Source organism: Sediminibacterium soli, assembly GCF_009939225.1.
Classification (GTDB): domain Bacteria; phylum Bacteroidota; class Bacteroidia; order Chitinophagales; family Chitinophagaceae; genus Sediminibacterium; species Sediminibacterium soli.
On the sequence record NZ_JAACJR010000006.1, the window covers coordinates 301,014 to 319,351 of the forward strand.

The following is an 18,338-nucleotide window of genomic DNA, read 5'->3' on the forward strand; positions in this document are numbered from 1 at the left end:
TCGCTTCATTAAACGGTGTCGGCAAAACAGTTGCTGCCGGAATACTATACATGAAATCCGAGATTGGCAATCAACGCAGCCGGTAGGGCGGGCAGTTTTCTTCTTTCGATCAGGTAGGTCGACAGTCCCGAAAGATCTTTGTATACATAATGTTTGCTGAGTGCGCCCTCGAGATAGCCTGCGCCCGATGTGTTGCCCGTCCCCACGCGCATGCCGATCATTCTTCTTACCATGATCAGGTGTTTGTGCCGCCAGTTGCTCATCAGGTGGTCTATCTCTATCAAGGCATCCAACACCTGGTACGAGGTCTGGAAAACGGGGAAATCGCGGTACAGCATAATGAACAGGGCTGCCCGCAGCGCCGCCGGCGAGAAATTGCTGCGCAGCAGATCAAGCTGTTCCGCAGCGTAGCCTTCGGGCTTTTTTTCAAAGAATACATAGTCAAAGTCGTGGATCTTGCTCTGTTCCCGCTCGGTAAGTCCGGAGAGATAGATATGGCGGTAATCGTTCCAGAAAGAATGACCGGTTAACGGGGATACCGAAGTGGCCGCATATTGTTGCCAGTACTCGTCGCGGAAGAATGGCATACGCTCCAGCCAGCGGTTCACCAGCTGCAGCAGGTTGGGTTTTGCCTCGGTTTGCGTAATGGTATGGTAGTCTTGCTGCGTAAACCCGCCTTCGTTGGTTCTTTTGTAATAGTCTTTCTGGTGACGCGCATCGATCTGCAGTCCCAGCTTGGCTTCAAGCAAACGGAACTGTTTGCTCTGGAAACCCGAGGAGGGTGTAAGCAGGTTGCGGAACTCGAGAAAATCGAGCGGTGTCATCGTATCAAGTATCTGTACCTGCTGGTTCAGCAGCTGCAGTATCTGTATCACCCGGTTGAGGCGGTGTCTTACCAGGTTAAGGTCTTCCGAGTTATCGTTGATCTGTTCTTTCGAAAAAACACCGGTCACGTAGTCCAGTTCAAAAAGGATCTGCTTAAACCAGAGTTCATAGGCCTGGTGGATGATGATGAACAGCATTTCATCGTGCGCAGGCTCATTGCCCTCGCGAAAACTCACCGGATGCTGCGCATCGAGTATCTTTTCTATCTGTAAATAACTTCCGTAGTATCTGGGTTCTTCCATGGCAGCAAAAATAAAATGTCAGGTGGGACCAAATGTAGAGATTCGGCAGCATTCATGTATGTAATCGTATAGTTAATATGTGTATCTTACACATTATTCAATCCTAATCATTGCCTGCCATGCAACTGAAACAATTCCTTCCGTATATGCTGCTGTTTGCAGCGTTTTCGTGTAAGAACAGTGACCTTCAGACAAACCCCGCCGATTCAACAGCCCATATAGACGGGCATCCCGCCTGGATCATGCAGGGTAATATCTATGAAGTGAATGTGCGCCAGTATACAAAGGAAGGCACTTTCCGCGCATTTGCGCAGCATCTTGACCGGCTGAAAGAAATGGAGGTACAGACACTCTGGTTCATGCCGATCAACCCCATCAGCAAGCTGGAGAGAAAGGGTACGCTGGGCAGTTATTATGCGGTTGCGGATTATACTGCCATCAATCCCGAATACGGGAATATGGAAGACTGGAAGGAACTGGTTCGCCAGGCACATGAAAAAGGGTTTAAGGTAATGATCGACTGGGTGCCGAACCATACGGGTGCGGATCATTACTGGCTGCAGAAACACCCCGACTTCTATGTTAAGGACAGCACGGGCAAACCCGTTTCGCAATTTGACTGGACAGACACCCGCAAACTTAATTTTGCCAATGCAGAGCTGCGCGATACGATGATGGCACAGATGAAGTTCTGGGTAACGGAAACGGGTATCGACGGGTTTCGCTGCGATTATGCCGTGGGACCGAGCCGCCAGTTCTGGAAAGAATGTGTTAAGCAGTTAAAAGCGGCCAAACCGGATATTTTCCTGCTGGCCGAAACAGACAGCGCCTGGCTGCACGATATGGGTTTTGATGCCACATATGCCTGGCCCGAATTCGGTATGATGAAACTGATCGCCGCGGGAAAACGCAAAGCTGCCGCCTTCGACAGTGTGCTGCATTTTACAGACAGTGTGCTTCCCGCCAACGCGCTTCGGCTGTTCTTTACCAGCAACCACGACGAAAACAGCTGGAACAAGGCCGATTATGCCACCATGCCCGGCGCTTCCCACGAACCTTTTATGGTGCTTACACAAACCATGAAACGGAGTATACCGCTTGTATACGGCGGTCAGGAAGAGCCGGTATTGCGTGCCATACCTTTCTTTGAGAAAGACAGCATGGGCTTTGGCAGGTACCTGCGCGCGCCTATGTACCGGCAGTTGCTGGCACTGCGTAAAAACAATCCGGCGCTGGCGGGTAATGCATCCTTCACCAAACTGGTTACCGATAAACCCGGCGAAGTGTATGGGTATTACCGCAGGGCAGGCGATCACCTGGTATGGGTATTGTTGAACCTGTCTGGCACCGCCCAGAAAGTTTCGATGGATAGAACCGGTATGTCGGCGATCGGAGCCGAAGGCGATTACCATTTGCTTGGTCAGAATGGTACGCTCAAAACCATACCGGCGTCTTACGACCTAAAACCCTGGGGTTGGGTGGTGATCAGCAAGTGATCTTCTGAGAGGGTATTGCCACAGATTACACAGGTTATTTTCTGTGCCAATCTGTGTAATCTGTGACAATTTTCTCCCATCCCTTCCTGTCCTTTATCTTTGCCGCATGAACCGTTCCGAACTCGTCTCGCGCATCCATGCTCAGAAAAATTATCTCTGTGTTGGGCTCGATACCGATATCACCAAACTGCCCAAACACCTGCTGTCAGGCCCTGATCCGGTGTTTGCTTTTAACAAGGCCATTATCGATGCCACCAAAGACCACTGTATGTCGTATAAGATCAACACGGCATTTTATGAATCGCAGGGACTGAAAGGCTGGGAGTCTATGGAAAAAACGGTTCGGTATATTCCCGATACGCATTTTAAGATCGCCGATGCCAAACGCGGAGATATCGGCAATACCTCTGCACAGTATGCCAAGACCTTTTTCGAAACACTGCCTTTTGACGCAATAACCGTTGCCCCGTATATGGGAGAGGACAGCATACGCCCCTTTCTTGCCTACCCCGATAAATGGACGATCGTGCTCGGTCTTACCTCCAACGCCGGCAGCAATGATTTTCAGCAGCTGACCCTGGGCGATGGTGCAAAACTCTACGAACGCGTGCTGGCAACAACCGCCTCCTGGGGAACCGCGGGCAACCTGATGTTTGTTGCAGGCGCTACACGCGCCAGTGATTTTGCCCATATCCGCACCATCATTCCCGACCATTTTCTGCTGGTGCCGGGTATCGGCGCGCAGGGTGGCAGCCTCGAAGAAGTGTCGCGTTACGGTCTGAACAAAGACTGCGGCCTGCTGGTGAATGCCAGCCGCGCGGTGATTTTTGCAGGCAGCGGGGAAGATTTTGCGGAGAAAGCAGGGGAGGCAGCCAAAGACTATGCCGGCGCAATGGCCAACTACCTTACCGGCGTTAGGGGTTGAGTACAGCACGCAAGCCGATTACCTGTGCAGCTGCAACTGCACGATGCGCGCAACTTTTTCGGCCCATACCATATGCGCTTTACCGGAATAATGCAGTTTGTCCGAAGCCAGCAGTTCCCTGTCGTTCGCGGCTTTCCTGGTATCCGCGGTGATATCGATAAAATGCGCGTGCATTTTTCCTGCCTCCGCTTCACAGATGCGGTTGAATGCATCGATTTCGGAGGCGATCCTGCTGCGGTCTTTTTTATCCGCAAAAGGCGTTATGCCCCAGTCGGGAACCGATAGTACGATCACCCGGTTGCTGAGTTCCCCCGCAAGATGGATGGCCTTGCGGAGAAGGAATTCGAAATCCGTTCTGAATTCAGCCTGCGGCAATCCCCTGTACTGGTTGTTCACCCCGATCAGCAGGGTCACAAAATCATAACTCTCATCGAGCCGGGTATGCAGGATATGTTCAGCCAGTTCAAAACTTGTCCAGCCGGTTTTGGCAACGATCTCGGGTGCATGAAAAAGCGATCCCTGCTTCCGCAACAGCTGCACCGCCTGGTAGGGAAAGCTCTCGTGCAGCGGCACGGATTCCCCGATCGTATACGAATCGCCTAACGCGAGATAGGAATAGTGGTGTTTGCTCATGGGCGGATGGATTGATAAACTAATGAGGCGGCCGTGCAGCCATTTACGCAAATCCCTTCAGCAGTTCATAAAAACGGTACACGTCTGTAAAACTGCAATACAACGGGGCAGGGGCTACGCGTATCACACCCGGTTCCCGGTAATCAACAATGATGCCATTGGCGATCATCCTGTCGTGTATCTCCCTGCCTTTTTCCCTGAAATACAAAGACAGCTGCGCACCGCGGGCCTCGCTGTCGGCGGGCGTGATGATCTCAAACGATAAGCCGGGCAACTGTTGCAGCAGGTATTCGAGGTAAGCCGTCAGCCGCAGGCTTTTCCTTCGTATGGCCTGCATACCCGTTTTGCCGAATAACTCAAGCGATGCTTTCAGCGCCACCATATTGAATACCTGGGCCGTGCTGATGTTCCAGCCGCCTGCATCGGGTTTGGGTACAAAACCTTTCTCCATTTTGAAACGGGTCTTTTCATCATTGCCCCACCATCCGCCAAGTCGCTGCATACCGGTATTGCCTGCATGTGTTTCATGAACAAAAACGCCGCCGGCAGCGCCCGGCCCTGCATTCAGGTATTTATAACTGCACCATACCGCAAAATCAACCTGCCAGTCGTGCAGCTGCACCGGCACATTTCCGGCCACATGCGCCAGGTCAAAACCTGCCACCGCATGCACACTGTGGGCCGCTGCCGTTATCGCCGCTATATCGTATAACTGCCCGGTATAGTAACTGATGCCTCCGAACAGCACCAGGGCAACGCTGTCGCCATATTGCCGGATAACATCGATGATATCCGGTGTGCGCAACAGTTTTTCGCCGTCTGCGGGATGCACTTCGACGACGGCGTCTGCGGGGTCAAAGCCATGATGCCGCACCATGGTTTCCACCGCATACTGGTCCGAGGGAAAAGCACCCGCTTCCATAATGATCCGGTAACGTTGTTTGGTGGGCCGGTAAAAACTCAGCATCATCAGGTGAAGGTTCACCGTCAGGGTATTCATCACCGTTACCTCGTTTTCTTTTGCACCCACGATACCTGCCATCACCGGCCGCATATAGTCCTGGTAATACAGCCAGGGATTGGCCCCGCCGAAATAACCACCCACCGCCATGTCTCTCCAGGTAGTCAACTCAATATCGATCGCCTGTTTGGTATGAATAGGCTGCAACCCAAGGGAGTTGCCGCAAAAATAAATCGCATCCTTACCGTTGTGCTGCGGAAAATGGAACTGCTGTTTGCACCAGGCCAGTGCATCCTTTTGATCGGCATCTTCGGCAAAGCCGGCGTCCGTATGAAAGATTTCCTGCATGGGTATGTTTGCTGCAATGTAAACAATCTCCGGCTGCAGGCAACCCTTCGCCGAATTTTTGACCGCCGGTTTTCCGTATAACGGTGTTTGCTTTATATTCACCCACTTAACACCAAAATAACTGTCATGAGAATTGCCTGTTTATGCTGTTTGTTCTTTGTGATTACCGCAACTGCACAGCATGCGCCTGTTATGAAAGCCAATTACCAGCAGGCCTCCCGTTTTGCACCGCGTAAACTGGATAAACTGATCTTCAGCACCAGCGTGGATGCGCACTGGCTGAAAAAAAGCGACCGTTTCTGGTATGTATACGAAACCACCGACGGGAAGAAATGGTATATCGTTGATCCGGCCAAAGGCGAAAAGAAAACACTGTTCGATAATGCCGATCTCGCCGCCAAGATCACCCGTATTGTGAAAGACCCGTTTGATGCGCAGCACCTGGGCCTGGACAGTATGCGTTTTGTAAAAGATGAGAACTGGATCCAGTTCGAGGTAAAAAGCACGCAGGAAATAGAGAAAAAAGATTCTGCCGCAGGCAAAAGAACAGGCCCGCCGGTGCGTGAGAGAAAAGTGTTCTATTTCGAGTACAATATCAATACAGGCGAACTGGTGGAACTGACCGATTTCAAAAAGCCAAAACGCAGACCCGGCTGGGCTTCGATCTCGCCCGACGGCAATACCATCGTATTCGGCCGCAACAACAACCTGTACTGGATGGATAAGGCCAATTATGAAAAAGCGTTGAAGAACGAAGACGATTCCACCATCGTTGACCGTGCGCTTACCAGGGACGGCGTTGAGTATTTCAGCTATTTTTCAGAGGGAAATCTTTCGGGCAACGGCGACAATAACGTGGATAAGGAAAAGAACCGGAACAAACGCAAACCGGCATTTATTCTCTGGTCGCCCAACTCCAGGCATTTTGCCATGACGCGTGTTGACAACCGCAGGGTAAAAGACCTTTGGGTGATCAACAGCATTTCCGATCCTCGTCCCACGCTGGAAACCTACAAATACTGGATGCCGGGAGAAAAAGACGCACCTGTTGACCATGTATACCTGTTCGATATAGCAGCAGAGAGCGGTAAAGAGATGCAGGTGTCTATGTTCAAAGACCAGAACATCAGTATCTGGGCCGATCCGGGTTTGGCAAATACAAGAGACGATGACTGGCGGCCTGCAAAATGGCTGGGTAATAACGATAAATTTTATTTCAGTCGCACCGGCCGCGATCTGAAGAAAGTGGATGTGTGCCTGGTGGATATCAAAACCGGCACGGTAAAGCCGCTGATAGAAGAACGCTTCAATACCTATATTGAAATCAGAAGGGTAGGACTGGTTAATGAGGGAAAGGAAATGATCCACTGGAGCGAGCGCGACGGCTGGGCGCACCTGTACCTGTACGATGAGAATGGCAGGATGAAGAACCAGATCACTTCCGGCGCATGGCATGTGGAGAACATACTCGGCATCGACGAGGCAAAACGCGTGGTGTATTTTTCAGGAAATGGCCGCGAACCCGGCGAGGATCCCTATTACCTGCATGCCTATCGCGTAAATTTCGACGGCAGCGGTTTGAAACTCCTGAACCCCGGCGAATTTGAACACGCCATGAGTGTGAACGATGCCAAAACGTTTTTTGTCGATAACTATTCGCGTGTAAACACCGTTCCGAAATCCGCTTTGTATGCAGCCGACGGGCGCAGGATCATGGATCTTGAAACCGCGGATCTTTCGTCGCTGTTTGCAACGGGATACAAGTTCCCGCAGCCCTTCAAACTCAAAGCCGATGACGGCATCACGGATATCTATGGGGTGGTGTACAAACCGATGGATTTTGATTCAGCCAAAAAATACCCGGTTATCGAATACGTCTATCCCGGTCCGCAGACAGAGGCCGTGAACAAGGCTTTTGGCAGGGGTATGGACAGGACCGACCGCCTCGCCAACCTCGGTTTTATCGTGGTGACAATGGGCAACCGCGGCGGACATCCCTCGCGCAGCAAATGGTACCATAATTTTGGTTACGGCAATCTCCGCGATTATGGCCTGGCCGATAAGAAAGCCGTTGCGGAACAACTGGCCGACCGTTATTCCTGGTTTGATGTAAGCAGGGTGGGTATTCACGGGCACTCGGGCGGTGGTTTTATGAGCACGGCTGCCATGCTGGTATACCCCGATTTCTTTAAAGCGGCAGTTTCCTCTTCGGGCAACCACGATAATTCGGTGTATAACCGCTGGTGGAGTGAGCAGCATCATGGGGTAAAGGAAACCATCGGCGACAAAGGCGATACCAGTTTTACCTATAATATTGAAAAGAACCAGGACCTGGTAAAGAACCTGAAAGGGCACCTGATGCTCTCCACCGGTGATATCGACAACAACGTGCACCCCGCCGGAACCATCCGCGTGGCCAATGCACTCATCAGGGCCAACAAGCGTTTTGATTTGGTGATACTGCCCGGACAGCGTCATGGATACGGTGATATGACCGAATACTTTTTCTGGCGCATGGCCGACTACTTCACCGAACACCTGATGGGAGATACAACCCCCAGACCGGTTGATATGGAACAGATGAACCGCGAGATAGAACAGAGCGGTGCAAAAGGCGGCGGAGCTGCAAGAAGAGCGCCGGAGGAGGATGATTACTGATTGTTGAATGGCTGTATGATTACATGACTGAATGGTTGATTGTTTAAGTCCCCAAAAACAATATAACCATTCAGCCATATAGCTATTGTCCCCTACAGCACCCGCACATTCCCGAAACTGCTCCTGATGCTGATTTTTGTACCGCCGCCTTTTCCGATGCTGCCGGTGTAATGGTGATTGGGAGAATAGTAAACTGCACGCATATGGCTGTTTTCTGCGCCGGTTTTTGTCTCTTTGATTGCGATGTCGTTCTTGCCGCTGGCGCTGGCATTATGGGTGGTGATATCGTAATCGGCCGAGAGGTCTTTGGCGGTAAGCAGGTACATGCTGGTATGATTGCCGCTGATATTGATCTCCTTCAGCGAATTGTCAATTGGCAGGTCGATGCTGTTGCAGAACTGGAATTCCGCTCTGGCAATACCGGATAGTTTGCTGATGTCGGCCCTGGAATATTTGAATACCAGCCGGCTGCTGTCGCTCAGGACGCCCGTCACCGCTTTTCCGAATTCAACCTGCAACACCTTCCTGTTGGAGAGATTACCGGTGGTGAGTGTGCCGTACCTGCATTGCAGTTCCACCACGCCTTTGTAATCGCCGATGGTCAGCGGGCCAAAGCGGTTTTCTGCATACAGCATGGGCGTGGAAGGCATATGCACCACCCAGTCGATACGCATTTCATGCCCACCGTTTTCCTCTGTCCAGCCGGTATTGCCATCGCCAAGCGTTGTCCGGAACTGGACACTGCCGTCTTTGCTTTCGTCCTGTATGGTTATCCTGTCGAGCATTTTCTGCGCAAACCCTTTGTCCTGTGCGCCAATGAAGATCCGGGCTTCCACTTTCACTTCGTCCTTATCCCAGGTTTCGATCGCCATCTTCCCGTATTTATTCATCAGCGCCACCATCTGGCTGCCTACGGGGTAGGATTTGCTGTATTCTTTCTGAAGGTTCACGGCCCATTCTTTTTTCTCCTGGGAGAACAGCTGGGTATTTGCCAGCAGCAACGCGGAAAGCAGGTATGTTTTGAAGCGGATCTGTTTCATAAGGTATTTGTTGTGGTTGTGAAGAAGAGTATTCCTTCCCCAAAAGGTTGGAAGCGCTGAAACAGTTATTTTTGGTATCCAAACACCTTATCTCAAAACGATTCCAATGGCTGCCAGAACCGATCAATTTCAATCGCCCGACTATTACCTGCTGGATGAATTGCTGACGGAAGAGCATAAACTCATCCGCGAATCGGTTCGCAGTTATGTCAAAAAAGAAATATCGCCCATCATAGAGGAATATGCGCAGCGCGCCGAATTTCCGCAGCAGATCGTACGGCAGATGGGCGACCTGGGCTGCTTCGGACCCACGGTTCCCGTGGAGTACGGGGGAGGCGGACTGGATTATATCAGTTACGGACTGATGATGCAGGAACTTGAAAGAGGCGACAGCGGCGTGCGAAGCACGGCCAGTGTGCAGGGCAGCCTGGTGATGTTTCCCATTCATGCCTATGGCAGCGAGGAGCAGAAACGCCGGTTCCTTCCCAAACTGGCAAGCGGCGAGTGGCTGGGCTGTTTCGGGTTAACGGAGCCCGATCATGGCTCTAATCCCGCGGGCATGCTCAGTAATTTCAGGGATGCGGGGGATCATGTGGTGCTGAACGGCTCCAAGATGTGGATCAGCAATGCACCTTACGCCCAGGTGGCCGTGGTATGGGCAAAGAACGAGGAAGGAAAAATACAGGGTTTGATACTCGAAAGAGGAATGGAAGGGTTTTCAACCCCAACCACCCACGGCAAATGGAGCCTCCGCGCAAGTGCCACCGGCGAACTGGTATTTGATCATGTAAAGGTTCCGAAGGAAAATATACTGCCGGGTGTTAGCGGGGTAAAAGGGCCGCTTAGCTGTCTCACCAAAGCCCGTTACGGCATTGCGTGGGGAGCGCTCGGGGCAGCGATGGACTGTTATGATACCGCATTACGCTATAGCAAGGAAAGGGTTCAGTTCGACAGGCCTATAGGCGGTTTTCAGTTACAGCAGAAAAAATTGGCCGAGATGATCACCGAGATCACCAAGGCGCAACTGCTGGTTTGGCGTTTGGGGGTGCTGATGAATGAAGGAAAAGCCAGCCCCGAACAGGTAAGCATGGCCAAACGCAACAGCTGCGAGATTGCCGCAAACATAGCCAGGGATGCCAGGCAGATGCTTGGCGGTATGGGTATCACCGGCGAGTACAGCATCATGCGTCATATGATGAACCTCGAGAGCGTGATCACCTACGAAGGAACACACGATGTTCACCTGCTGATAACAGGGATGGATGTGACGGGGTTGAATGCTTTCAAATAATCATTTGTTCTTCATTCTAATTGCTCAACTTTTAATTTCTTTTTGGTGAAACTTTTCCTACTCGGCATGATGGGTACCGGTAAAACCTACTGGGCAAAAAAACTGGCAAAGAAATGGAAGACCGGTTGTTATGATCTCGATTTCCTCATCGCATCCCACGAGGAGAAATCTATCGGGGAATTGTTTTCGGAAGACGGGGAGGACTATTTCCGTAAATCAGAAGCCAAAGTGCTGCGCTGGTTTGCCGAGAAAAAAAATTTCGTACTGGCGGTAGGAGGGGGCACGCCTTTCTATCATGAAAATATGAACTGGATGAACAAACACGGTGTTACGGTATGGATAGATGAACCGGTACCTGTATTGTTCGAGAGGTTGAAAGCAGAAAGGGCGCACCGGCCCGCCATAAAAGAACTGGATGATGCAGGGCTGCTGCAGTTTATCCAGGCAAAACTGTTGCAGCGGATGCCTTTCTACGAAAAAGCGCAATACCATTTACAGGGCGCAGATATCACCGATGCCGCATTCACCAAAATACGCAAAGAACATGCATAAATCATTTCTGGTAACCGCCGCCTTACTGGGCGCACTTTCCGTGGCGCTGGGTGCGTTCGGGGCGCATGGTTTAAAACAAATGCTGAGCGAACAGTCGCTGTCTGTATTCGAAACCGCCGTGCGGTACCAGTTCTACCATGTATTTGCGCTGGCCCTTACAGCGGTGCTGTATAAAGAAATACCCGTGAGAACAGTGGTATACGCAGGCCGACTTTTTATCGCAGGCATGGTTTTCTTCAGCGGTTCGCTGTACCTGCTGGTAGCCTTACCCCATCTCCGCTGGCTGGGCGCCATCACCCCCCTCGGCGGTATCTGCTTCATCACCGGCTGGATCGCCCTGGCAGCAGCCCTAGCCAAATCCAGGTAATTCCCCGACGATCGACATTCGATATTCCTTGTTCAATATTCATTATTCCCTGCTCCTCTGTTCCTTACTCATCTGTTTATCTGTTCCCTTCATTGGGGAAAACTGTGGCTTCTCCACCCAGTTTTGCACATAGGCGCCCGGGACTGTCTGCGGTTTACCGGTTAACTTATATTTGTTGACATGGCTAACAGACTCAGGAAGAAAACGCCACCACCACCTGATCCGGAGAAACTCACTGCAGACAAGCCAGCGGAAGTAACGGTGGTGGAAGTGGTAAAGGATGAACGCACCGCCAAAATAGCGGGGGCTGTATGCCTCTTACTCACTGTTTTCTTATTTGTATCACTCACCTCGTATTTGTTTACCTGGCAGGAAGACCAGGATAAGGTGCACCAATTCGGTATACGCATCTTTGCCACCGATGATGTGAGGGTAAATAACCTGCTCGGTGTTCTGGGAGCCTATGTGGCGCATGCGCTCGTATACAAAGGATTTGGCCTGGCTTCCTATCTTTTCTGCACCAGTTTTTTTGTACTGGGGGTAAACCTGCTGTTTGGTAAAAAAATATTCAGCCTTGTCCGTAACCTGAAATATGTGGTAACCGGATTACTGGTGATAAGCATGGCATTCGCTTTTGGCGCACGCGGGTCGGCTTTCTCCTGGGGAGGCGCGGTGGGTGAACTGCTGACGGAATGGTTTGTGAAATGGATCGGCAATGTAGGTACCGGCGCTTTGCTTGCCATGGCAGTGTTCGCCTATGTGATCTGGCGTTTCAATCCCGTGTTTAAACTGCCCGAATGGAAATGGGGAACTGATAAAAAAGCGGCCGAGGACGTTCGCATAAACGGGGACGATGAGCTACCGGTAAGACAGGAATGGAACGAGGAGGAAGAAGCAGCCGGTGAAGAACCGGACCCGGAATTGCCCGTCAGCAATAACCGGATGAAAAAAGACGGAAAAGGCGTGGTGGTCATCATGCCGCAGTCAGAAACCGGGGATGATCCGATGAACGAATTCGATATGGTGGAGAAAGAAGGCGGGGAAGAAGCGGACGACGAAGAACCTGATGAAGAAGCGGAAGAGGAACCAGAAGAGATCATGGCGCCGGCATTCAGCGAAGTGGTTGCACCGGTAAAAAACAGGGCTGCCGCATCTAACCTGGAACTGGAAATAAACGAATCGCCCGAGGAAGAAGAAGAGATACCGGCCGCTGTTGCGCCAGGCAAAATAGGGTCTAAATACGATGTTACGCTCGATCTGAAGGATTACAAATACCCTTCGCTTGACCTGCTCGAACAGCATGGCAGCGAAAAGATCGTACACGATCCGCAGGAACTGGAGACCAACAAGAACCAGATCATCGCCACCTTAAAGAACTACGATATCGCCATACAGCGTATCGCCGCCACGGTAGGTCCCACGGTTACCCTCTACGAGATCGTACCCGCCCCCGGTGTGCGCATCAGCCGCATCAAGAACCTGGAAGACGATATCGCGCTCAGCCTTGCCGCGCTGGGCATACGCATCATTGCGCCGATACCCGGCAAGGGAACCATCGGTATCGAAGTGCCGAACGTGCGCAAGACCGTGGTAAGTATGAAAACATTGCTGGGGTCTGAAAAATTCCAGTCGGCCGCTTTCTCTCTTCCCATCGCCATTGGAAAAAAGATCGATAACGAGAATTTTATCGTTGACCTGGCCACCATGCCGCACCTGCTGATGGCGGGCGCCACGGGGCAGGGTAAATCGGTCGGACTGAACGCCATCCTGGTATCGCTGCTGTATAAAAAACACCCTTCCCAGCTGAAATTTGTGCTGGTGGATCCTAAGAAAGTGGAGCTGAGTCTTTACCGCGTCATCGAAAAACATTTTCTTGCCAAGTTGCCGGGCGAAGAAGAGTCCATCATCACCGACACAAAAAAAGTGGTGAACACACTCAATGCGCTTTGTATAGAGATGGATAACCGCTACGACCTGCTGAAAGAAGCCGGTTGCAGAAATATCCGCGAATACAACGACAAATTCACGGCAAGAAAACTCAATCCCGAAAAAGGACACCAGTACCTGCCCTTCATCGTGCTGGTGATCGATGAGTTTGCAGACCTGATCATGACGGCGGGTAAAGAAGTGGAAATGCCGATCGCACGCCTGGCGCAGCTGGCCAGGGCCATCGGCATACACCTCATCATCGCCACACAGCGGCCTTCTGTCAACATCATCACCGGCACCATCAAGGCCAATTTCCCCGCGCGTATCGCGTTCAAGGTATCGAGCAAGATCGACAGTCGCACCATCCTCGATGCAGGCGGTGCGGAACAGCTGATCGGAAAAGGGGATATGCTGGTCAGCTATAACGGCGAACTCACCCGTTTGCAGTGCGCATTTGTAGACACACCTGAAGTGGAGAGCGTCTGCGAATTCATCGGCGACCAGCGCGGCTACCCACAGGCATTTTTGCTGCCGGAATATGTAGATGAAAAAGACCTCGAAGGCAGGGATTTTGACGCCAACGACCGCGACCCGTTATTTGAAGATGCGGCCAGGCTTATTGTGCAGAGCCAGATGGGGTCTACCTCGCTGATACAACGCCGTATGAAACTCGGCTATAACCGAGCCGGGCGACTGATGGACCAACTGGAGGCGGCCGGGGTGGTGGGTCCCAACCAGGGCAGCAAAGCCCGCGAAGTGCTGTTTAAAACCGATGGGGAGCTCCAGGAATTCCTGGATTCCTTTGGGTAGGCACGGTATTTTAGCCGATTATTAACAGGCTTAGGCCGGCATCTGCTAAACCATCCCTGTGATAATGCAGTCATACCCAATGGCAAACACTTATCTTTGCCGGCATTAAAAAATGAAAATGAAGAATGTATACCTGGGCTTGTTCCTGTTACTAGGCTTTTCACTGTCTGTCAATGCACAAAACGATCCTGCAGCCAAAAAAGTGCTGGATGCTGTCGGTGCCAAAGTAAAAGCGGCAAAAGGCATCAGCGCCACCTGCGTGCTGGCCTCCTTTACCAGCAAGGGAAAATCCAACGGAACACAATCGCTCAGCCTGCAGATGAAAGGAGAGAAGTATTTTGTGAAACAGGGCAGGACCGAGATCGTGTGCGATGGAAGGGATGTATACCGCTACGACGGCGATAAGACCATCACCAAATCATCGGTGGAAGAAAGCAGCCAGACCCTGAGTCCGCAGAAACTGCTGGCCGGCGCTTACGACCGCGACTTTACCTACAAACTGGTTTCATCCCGCGGCTCATTTCAGGAGATAGAAATGAAGCCCATCGACAGCAGGAAAAATTTTCAGAAAGTGAACCTGTTTATCGATAAAGCGAAAAACACTTTTGCAAAAGCAAGGATACTCGACAAAAGCAATAACGTAACCGAATTAAAGATCACCAAACTGAACCTGAACGCCAAAGTGGCCGATAACAGTTTTGTATTCAACCGCGCCAAGTACCCAAAAGACGCAGAGATACTCGATTAACCGATTTTGTTTTTTTAACTGATATAACCAAATGACAAAGCCCCGGCGAAGGGGCTTTGTCATTTGGTTTTAGAAAAGATGAATAGGATAGTCGGTCGGGTTAATTGACCTGCTTGTTAAAAACCTCGTGGCTTATCAATTTGCCCTTCCAAAAACGCTTATGGTCATAAAATAATAGCCTCCCTGACTGACAGACATATTTGGAAATGGTTGAATCGGTGCCGCTCGTGATCTTATACTTATGAAAACTTCTGTTGTATATCGTATCGCCGGTCTGCGTGATGTTGCTAAATATGAAATTCGTGTCGTTTCTGACTGCTTTTGTATAATAGCCAAAAACAAACTTTTTGCTCCTGTAATCACGAACCTCAGTCATTTCCGCCATTAGCTTTTCATATTGTTTGTTGCAAAAAGTCAATGTGCTATCTGGTGCCTGGTCATTGAACAGTATGGATATCGCAAGTAGTAATATAGATAGTAAAGACGACATAAACAATTTACTGAGTTTCCAATTTAGATGAATGCAACGTTTGATAACCAATTTGCACTGCCAGATAAACAATGATATCGTTATTTACCAGATTCAGTAGTTTTAAACATGAAACAACTCATTCTGTCTGTATTGCTTTTGTCAGGCATTGCGGCTCATGCACAGTTCTCTGTCCGGCTTGTGGTAACGAATGTAGCCACCCGAAAACAGGAAGCTATCTATGTAATGGGCAATTTCAACAACTGGAATCCCCAGGACGAGAACTATAAACTAAAGCCTTTTGTGGGAGGAAGGCAGGCCGTGGTACTCAAAAACCTGGCCGCGGGCACCTATGCGTTCAAATTCAGCAGGGGCGGACAGGACAGGATCGAAAGCACCGCCGACGGACGCGATATCAGCGATCGCATACTTGAGGTAAGCGCCGACGACGCAAAAGAGCTCAGTATTGCCGGCTGGAAAGACGATTACCCCGATAAACCCAAACCGTATACGGCCAGTCCCCAGGTGCGCATCATCGACACGGCATTTGCCATGCCGCAGCTGAACCGCAAAAGAAGGGTATGGGTGTACCTGCCCAAGGGATATGCCACATCCTCCAGAACCTATCCCGTTATGTACATGCACGACGGGCAGAATCTTTTCAACGAGCAAACCGCTCCCTACGGCGAATGGGGTGTGGATGAATGCCTGGACACCCTGCAGCAGAAAACGGGAAAGGAATGTATTATTGTCGGCATCGATAACAGCGGGGAACATCGTCTAACGGAATACAATCCCTACGATAATGCGGCCAACGGCAAAGGAGAGGGAGTGCAGTACCTGTCTTTCCTGGTCAATACACTTAAGCCCTATATCGATGCGAAATACCGGACAAAAAAAGGGCCTGAAAACACGTTTATCACCGGCAGCAGTATGGGCGGCTTTATCAGTTTTTATGCCCTGATCAAATATCCCGCCGTGTTTGGCGGGGGCGGTATTTTATCCGCTTCGTTCTGGATAGCGCCCGAAATATTTACAGACGCGGAAAACTACCAGCCGCCCAAAAACCTGGTGCCCAGGTTTTACCTGTACGCGGGTAAACTCGAGCCTGCCAATATGGTACCCAACAACGAAAAGACAGCGGCCATCATGCAAAAGAAAACCGGCGTGTACACCCGCGTGGTAACCGACCCGCTGGGCAGGCACCGCGAAACCACCTGGCGCCAGGAATTCCCCGCGATGTATCGGTGGTTGATGGGGGAGTAGTCTATTTGCCGCGTCCTTCAGGGGTGAATAAGGATATATTATTTTCTTTCGGAGGGGCTTTGGCACATCGTGTTAAAACTGTGGGTTAAAACCCAATAATATTTTTCTATAGACTCTTTGTCCACACCCTGAAGGGCGCGGCAATCTGTCTGTAGAAAATAAATCATTGCCGTCTAAGTTTATAAAACATGCAGGCACTGCAAATTTTCGTAGCTTGTAAGCGTAACCATCATCGTCATGAAATACAGTTTTTATCTCCTGGTAGCAGCCTGTATTTGCTCATTCACCACAGATAATCCCAAAGCCGCTTTTGAAAAACTAAAACAACTTGCCGGCGGTACATGGGTCATGCAGGGCAGGAGCAAACTTATCTGTGAGCAATGGAAGATAAAAGATAACAACACATTATCCAGCAATGGTTTTTCCATCCGCGCAAAAGATACCATCTGGCAGGAGCGGGTAGAACTTGTGCTAAAAAGCAACCATCTTTCCTATATCTCCGCTGTGGCCAATCAGAACGAGGGCAATGCTGTAGCATTTAAATACACGGGAGAAGACAATGGCGTATTTACTTTTTCCAATGCTGGTCATGATTTTCCCCAGCACATCAACTACGAGTTCATCAATAAAGATTCCCTTCACGCCTGGATCAACGGTAAACAGGAAGGTAAAGAAGCAAGGGTAGATTTTTACTATCGAAGGAAATGATGTGAAATGTGAAACGTCACTCCTTCAATCGCAAGGTCTGTATTCGGAAATAGTTCTCTTGCTTCTTCTAGGAATGCATCGAGTACTTCATACTTGCTGCTGAAATGTCCGATTAATAAACGGTTAGCACCGGCTTTTGCGGCAATGGTTGCAGCTTGTATGGTAGTGGAATGAAACCGCGCCAAAGCCCTTTCTTCCAGGTCTTTCAGGTAAGTGGCTTCGTGGTAGATCAGCGTTACGTTTTTTGTTTTTTCGGCGATCGGCTCGTGGTATTTTGTATCGGCGCAATAGGCATAACTCAGCGGCGGGGTATTGGCCAGCGTTACGGTTTCGTTACCGATCACCAGGCCATCCCGCTCATAATCGAACCCCTGCTTCAGCCGCTCAAAAAAAGCGGCGGGAATGCCCTGTGCCACGGCTTTGTCCTTATCCAGTTTACGGGGATTCTTTTTCTCGCGTACGATAAATCCCCAGCAGGGTATGCGGTGCTGGGTCTGGAAGCATTCCACGCTGAACCGGGGTTTGTCAACAAGCAGGCCTTCGCCGGACAGTGGATGAAAAACCAGTTCGAAGGGAAGATGGGTATCGCCCACTTTCAGCTGCAGTTGCAGGATGGCTTCCAGCCCGGCGGGTGCATAAATATGCAGTTCCTGCTCCCTTCCCAGCAGCCCCATGCTGGTTACCAGGCCGATCAGCCCGAAGTAATGGTCGCCATGCAGGTGAGAAATAAAGATATGGTTGATGCGGCTGCGCCTGATCTTATACCTGGACAGCTGCATCTGCGTACCTTCGCCGCAATCGATCAGCAATACCTGCTCGTTCAGCGTTACCGCCTGCGCCGTGGGATGCCGGTCATACGCCGGAAGGGCCGAATTGTTGCCTAGGATCGTTACACCGAACATGGATAGCGAAGCTAAGGAAGAAAGTTTGTAGTGGGTGGTCTGTGGTTTGCAGTCTGGGGGTGTTCTGAAGATCCTGTCATGATTTGTCGGATTAACCGGTTACGCTCT

15 protein-coding genes are annotated in these 18,338 nt (G+C 50.7%); 10 read left to right on the top strand and 5 right to left on the bottom strand.

The window, feature by feature from the left end:
- Positions 1 to 44 precede the first annotated feature (44 nt).
- Positions 45 to 1,127: a tryptophan 2,3-dioxygenase family protein gene (locus GWC94_RS05250; protein ID WP_161833985.1), complete on the bottom strand. Its 1,083-nt coding sequence runs from the start codon at positions 1,125 to 1,127 to the stop codon at positions 45 to 47.
- A 119-nt stretch (positions 1,128 to 1,246) separates the two neighbouring features.
- On the opposite strand from GWC94_RS05250, the gene GWC94_RS05255 reads away from it, so the two are divergent.
- Together GWC94_RS05255 and pyrF are read left to right on the top strand one after the other, a co-directional pair.
- Positions 1,247 to 2,623 (top strand): alpha-amylase family glycosyl hydrolase, encoded by a 1,377-nt coding sequence (locus GWC94_RS05255; RefSeq protein WP_161833986.1) that lies wholly within the window; start codon positions 1,247 to 1,249, stop codon positions 2,621 to 2,623.
- 106 nt (positions 2,624 to 2,729) lie between these two features.
- The gene (pyrF, locus tag GWC94_RS05260) at positions 2,730 to 3,548 is read left to right on the top strand and encodes an orotidine-5'-phosphate decarboxylase (RefSeq protein WP_161833987.1); all 819 of its coding nucleotides are present in this window, start codon (positions 2,730 to 2,732) and stop codon (positions 3,546 to 3,548) included.
- A gap of 18 nt (positions 3,549 to 3,566) precedes the next feature.
- Here pyrF and GWC94_RS05265 read toward each other — a convergent pair whose 3' ends face one another.
- Positions 3,567 to 4,181: an SGNH/GDSL hydrolase family protein gene (locus tag GWC94_RS05265; RefSeq protein WP_161833988.1), complete on the bottom strand. Its 615-nt coding sequence runs from the start codon at positions 4,179 to 4,181 to the stop codon at positions 3,567 to 3,569.
- 43 nt (positions 4,182 to 4,224) lie between these two features.
- Positions 4,225 to 5,490 carry a kynureninase gene (gene kynU / locus GWC94_RS05270; protein WP_161833989.1) on the bottom strand — a complete coding sequence of 422 codons (1,266 nt, stop codon included), beginning with the start codon at positions 5,488 to 5,490 and terminating at the stop codon, positions 4,225 to 4,227.
- A gap of 126 nt (positions 5,491 to 5,616) precedes the next feature.
- On the opposite strand from kynU, the gene GWC94_RS05275 reads away from it, so the two are divergent.
- Positions 5,617 to 8,148 carry a S9 family peptidase gene (locus tag GWC94_RS05275; protein WP_161833990.1) on the top strand — a complete coding sequence of 844 codons (2,532 nt, stop codon included), beginning with the start codon at positions 5,617 to 5,619 and terminating at the stop codon, positions 8,146 to 8,148.
- 92 nt (positions 8,149 to 8,240) lie between these two features.
- On the opposite strand, the gene GWC94_RS05280 is transcribed toward GWC94_RS05275, so the two are convergent.
- Entirely contained in the window at positions 8,241 to 9,188 is a 948-nt protein-coding gene (locus GWC94_RS05280) for a hypothetical protein (RefSeq protein ID WP_161833991.1), read from the bottom strand.
- A gap of 106 nt (positions 9,189 to 9,294) precedes the next feature.
- Between GWC94_RS05280 and GWC94_RS05285 the strand changes: the two genes are divergently transcribed.
- The 7 genes from GWC94_RS05285 (at position 9,295) to GWC94_RS05315 (ending at position 17,328) form a co-directional block, all read left to right on the top strand.
- The gene (locus GWC94_RS05285; RefSeq protein WP_202628644.1) at positions 9,295 to 10,479 is read left to right on the top strand and encodes an acyl-CoA dehydrogenase family protein; all 1,185 of its coding nucleotides are present in this window, start codon (positions 9,295 to 9,297) and stop codon (positions 10,477 to 10,479) included.
- A 45-nt stretch (positions 10,480 to 10,524) separates the two neighbouring features.
- A complete protein-coding gene (locus GWC94_RS05290; RefSeq protein WP_161833992.1) occupies positions 10,525 to 11,031 on the top strand; it encodes a shikimate kinase in 507 nt (168 codons plus the stop codon).
- A complete protein-coding gene (locus tag GWC94_RS05295) occupies positions 11,024 to 11,398 on the top strand; it encodes a DUF423 domain-containing protein (protein ID WP_161833993.1) in 375 nt (124 codons plus the stop codon). Before GWC94_RS05290 ends, GWC94_RS05295 begins: the two co-directional genes overlap by 8 nt.
- Before the next feature lie 180 nt (positions 11,399 to 11,578).
- Complete coding sequence (locus tag GWC94_RS05300; protein ID WP_161833994.1) at positions 11,579 to 14,137, top strand: FtsK/SpoIIIE family DNA translocase; 2,559 nt, start codon at positions 11,579 to 11,581, stop codon at positions 14,135 to 14,137.
- A gap of 118 nt (positions 14,138 to 14,255) precedes the next feature.
- Positions 14,256 to 14,885, top strand: a complete 630-nt coding sequence (locus GWC94_RS05305) for a LolA family protein (RefSeq protein WP_161833995.1) — start codon at positions 14,256 to 14,258, stop codon at positions 14,883 to 14,885.
- 598 nt (positions 14,886 to 15,483) lie between these two features.
- The gene (locus tag GWC94_RS05310; protein WP_161833996.1) at positions 15,484 to 16,620 is read left to right on the top strand and encodes an alpha/beta hydrolase; all 1,137 of its coding nucleotides are present in this window, start codon (positions 15,484 to 15,486) and stop codon (positions 16,618 to 16,620) included.
- 237 nt (positions 16,621 to 16,857) lie between these two features.
- The gene (locus tag GWC94_RS05315) at positions 16,858 to 17,328 is read left to right on the top strand and encodes a DUF6265 family protein (protein WP_161833997.1); all 471 of its coding nucleotides are present in this window, start codon (positions 16,858 to 16,860) and stop codon (positions 17,326 to 17,328) included.
- Here the strand turns inward: GWC94_RS05315 and GWC94_RS05320 are convergent.
- A complete protein-coding gene (locus tag GWC94_RS05320; protein WP_161833998.1) occupies positions 17,313 to 18,230 on the bottom strand; it encodes a ribonuclease Z in 918 nt (305 codons plus the stop codon). The genes GWC94_RS05315 and GWC94_RS05320 overlap by 16 nt on opposite strands.
- Between the last annotated feature and the right edge of the window lie 108 nt (positions 18,231 to 18,338).

What these genes read in the sequence shown, in the direction of transcription:
- GWC94_RS05250 (WP_161833985.1), bottom strand. Translation starts at nt 1,127, where the DNA reads ATGGAAGAACCCAGATACTACGGAAGTTATTTACAGATAGAAAAGATA.
- GWC94_RS05255 (WP_161833986.1), top strand. Translation starts at nt 1,247, where the DNA reads ATGCAACTGAAACAATTCCTTCCGTATATGCTGCTGTTTGCAGCGTTT.
- pyrF (WP_161833987.1), top strand. Translation starts at nt 2,730, where the DNA reads ATGAACCGTTCCGAACTCGTCTCGCGCATCCATGCTCAGAAAAATTAT.
- GWC94_RS05265 (WP_161833988.1), bottom strand. Translation starts at nt 4,181, where the DNA reads ATGAGCAAACACCACTATTCCTATCTCGCGTTAGGCGATTCGTATACG.
- kynU (WP_161833989.1), bottom strand. Translation starts at nt 5,490, where the DNA reads ATGCAGGAAATCTTTCATACGGACGCCGGCTTTGCCGAAGATGCCGAT.
- GWC94_RS05275 (WP_161833990.1), top strand. Translation starts at nt 5,617, where the DNA reads ATGAGAATTGCCTGTTTATGCTGTTTGTTCTTTGTGATTACCGCAACT.
- GWC94_RS05280 (WP_161833991.1), bottom strand. Translation starts at nt 9,188, where the DNA reads ATGAAACAGATCCGCTTCAAAACATACCTGCTTTCCGCGTTGCTGCTG.
- GWC94_RS05285 (WP_202628644.1), top strand. Translation starts at nt 9,295, where the DNA reads ATGGCTGCCAGAACCGATCAATTTCAATCGCCCGACTATTACCTGCTG.
- GWC94_RS05295 (WP_161833993.1), top strand. Translation starts at nt 11,024, where the DNA reads ATGCATAAATCATTTCTGGTAACCGCCGCCTTACTGGGCGCACTTTCC.
- GWC94_RS05300 (WP_161833994.1), top strand. Translation starts at nt 11,579, where the DNA reads ATGGCTAACAGACTCAGGAAGAAAACGCCACCACCACCTGATCCGGAG.
- GWC94_RS05305 (WP_161833995.1), top strand. Translation starts at nt 14,256, where the DNA reads ATGAAGAATGTATACCTGGGCTTGTTCCTGTTACTAGGCTTTTCACTG.
- GWC94_RS05310 (WP_161833996.1), top strand. Translation starts at nt 15,484, where the DNA reads ATGAAACAACTCATTCTGTCTGTATTGCTTTTGTCAGGCATTGCGGCT.
- GWC94_RS05315 (WP_161833997.1), top strand. Translation starts at nt 16,858, where the DNA reads ATGAAATACAGTTTTTATCTCCTGGTAGCAGCCTGTATTTGCTCATTC.
- GWC94_RS05320 (WP_161833998.1), bottom strand. Translation starts at nt 18,230, where the DNA reads ATGTTCGGTGTAACGATCCTAGGCAACAATTCGGCCCTTCCGGCGTAT.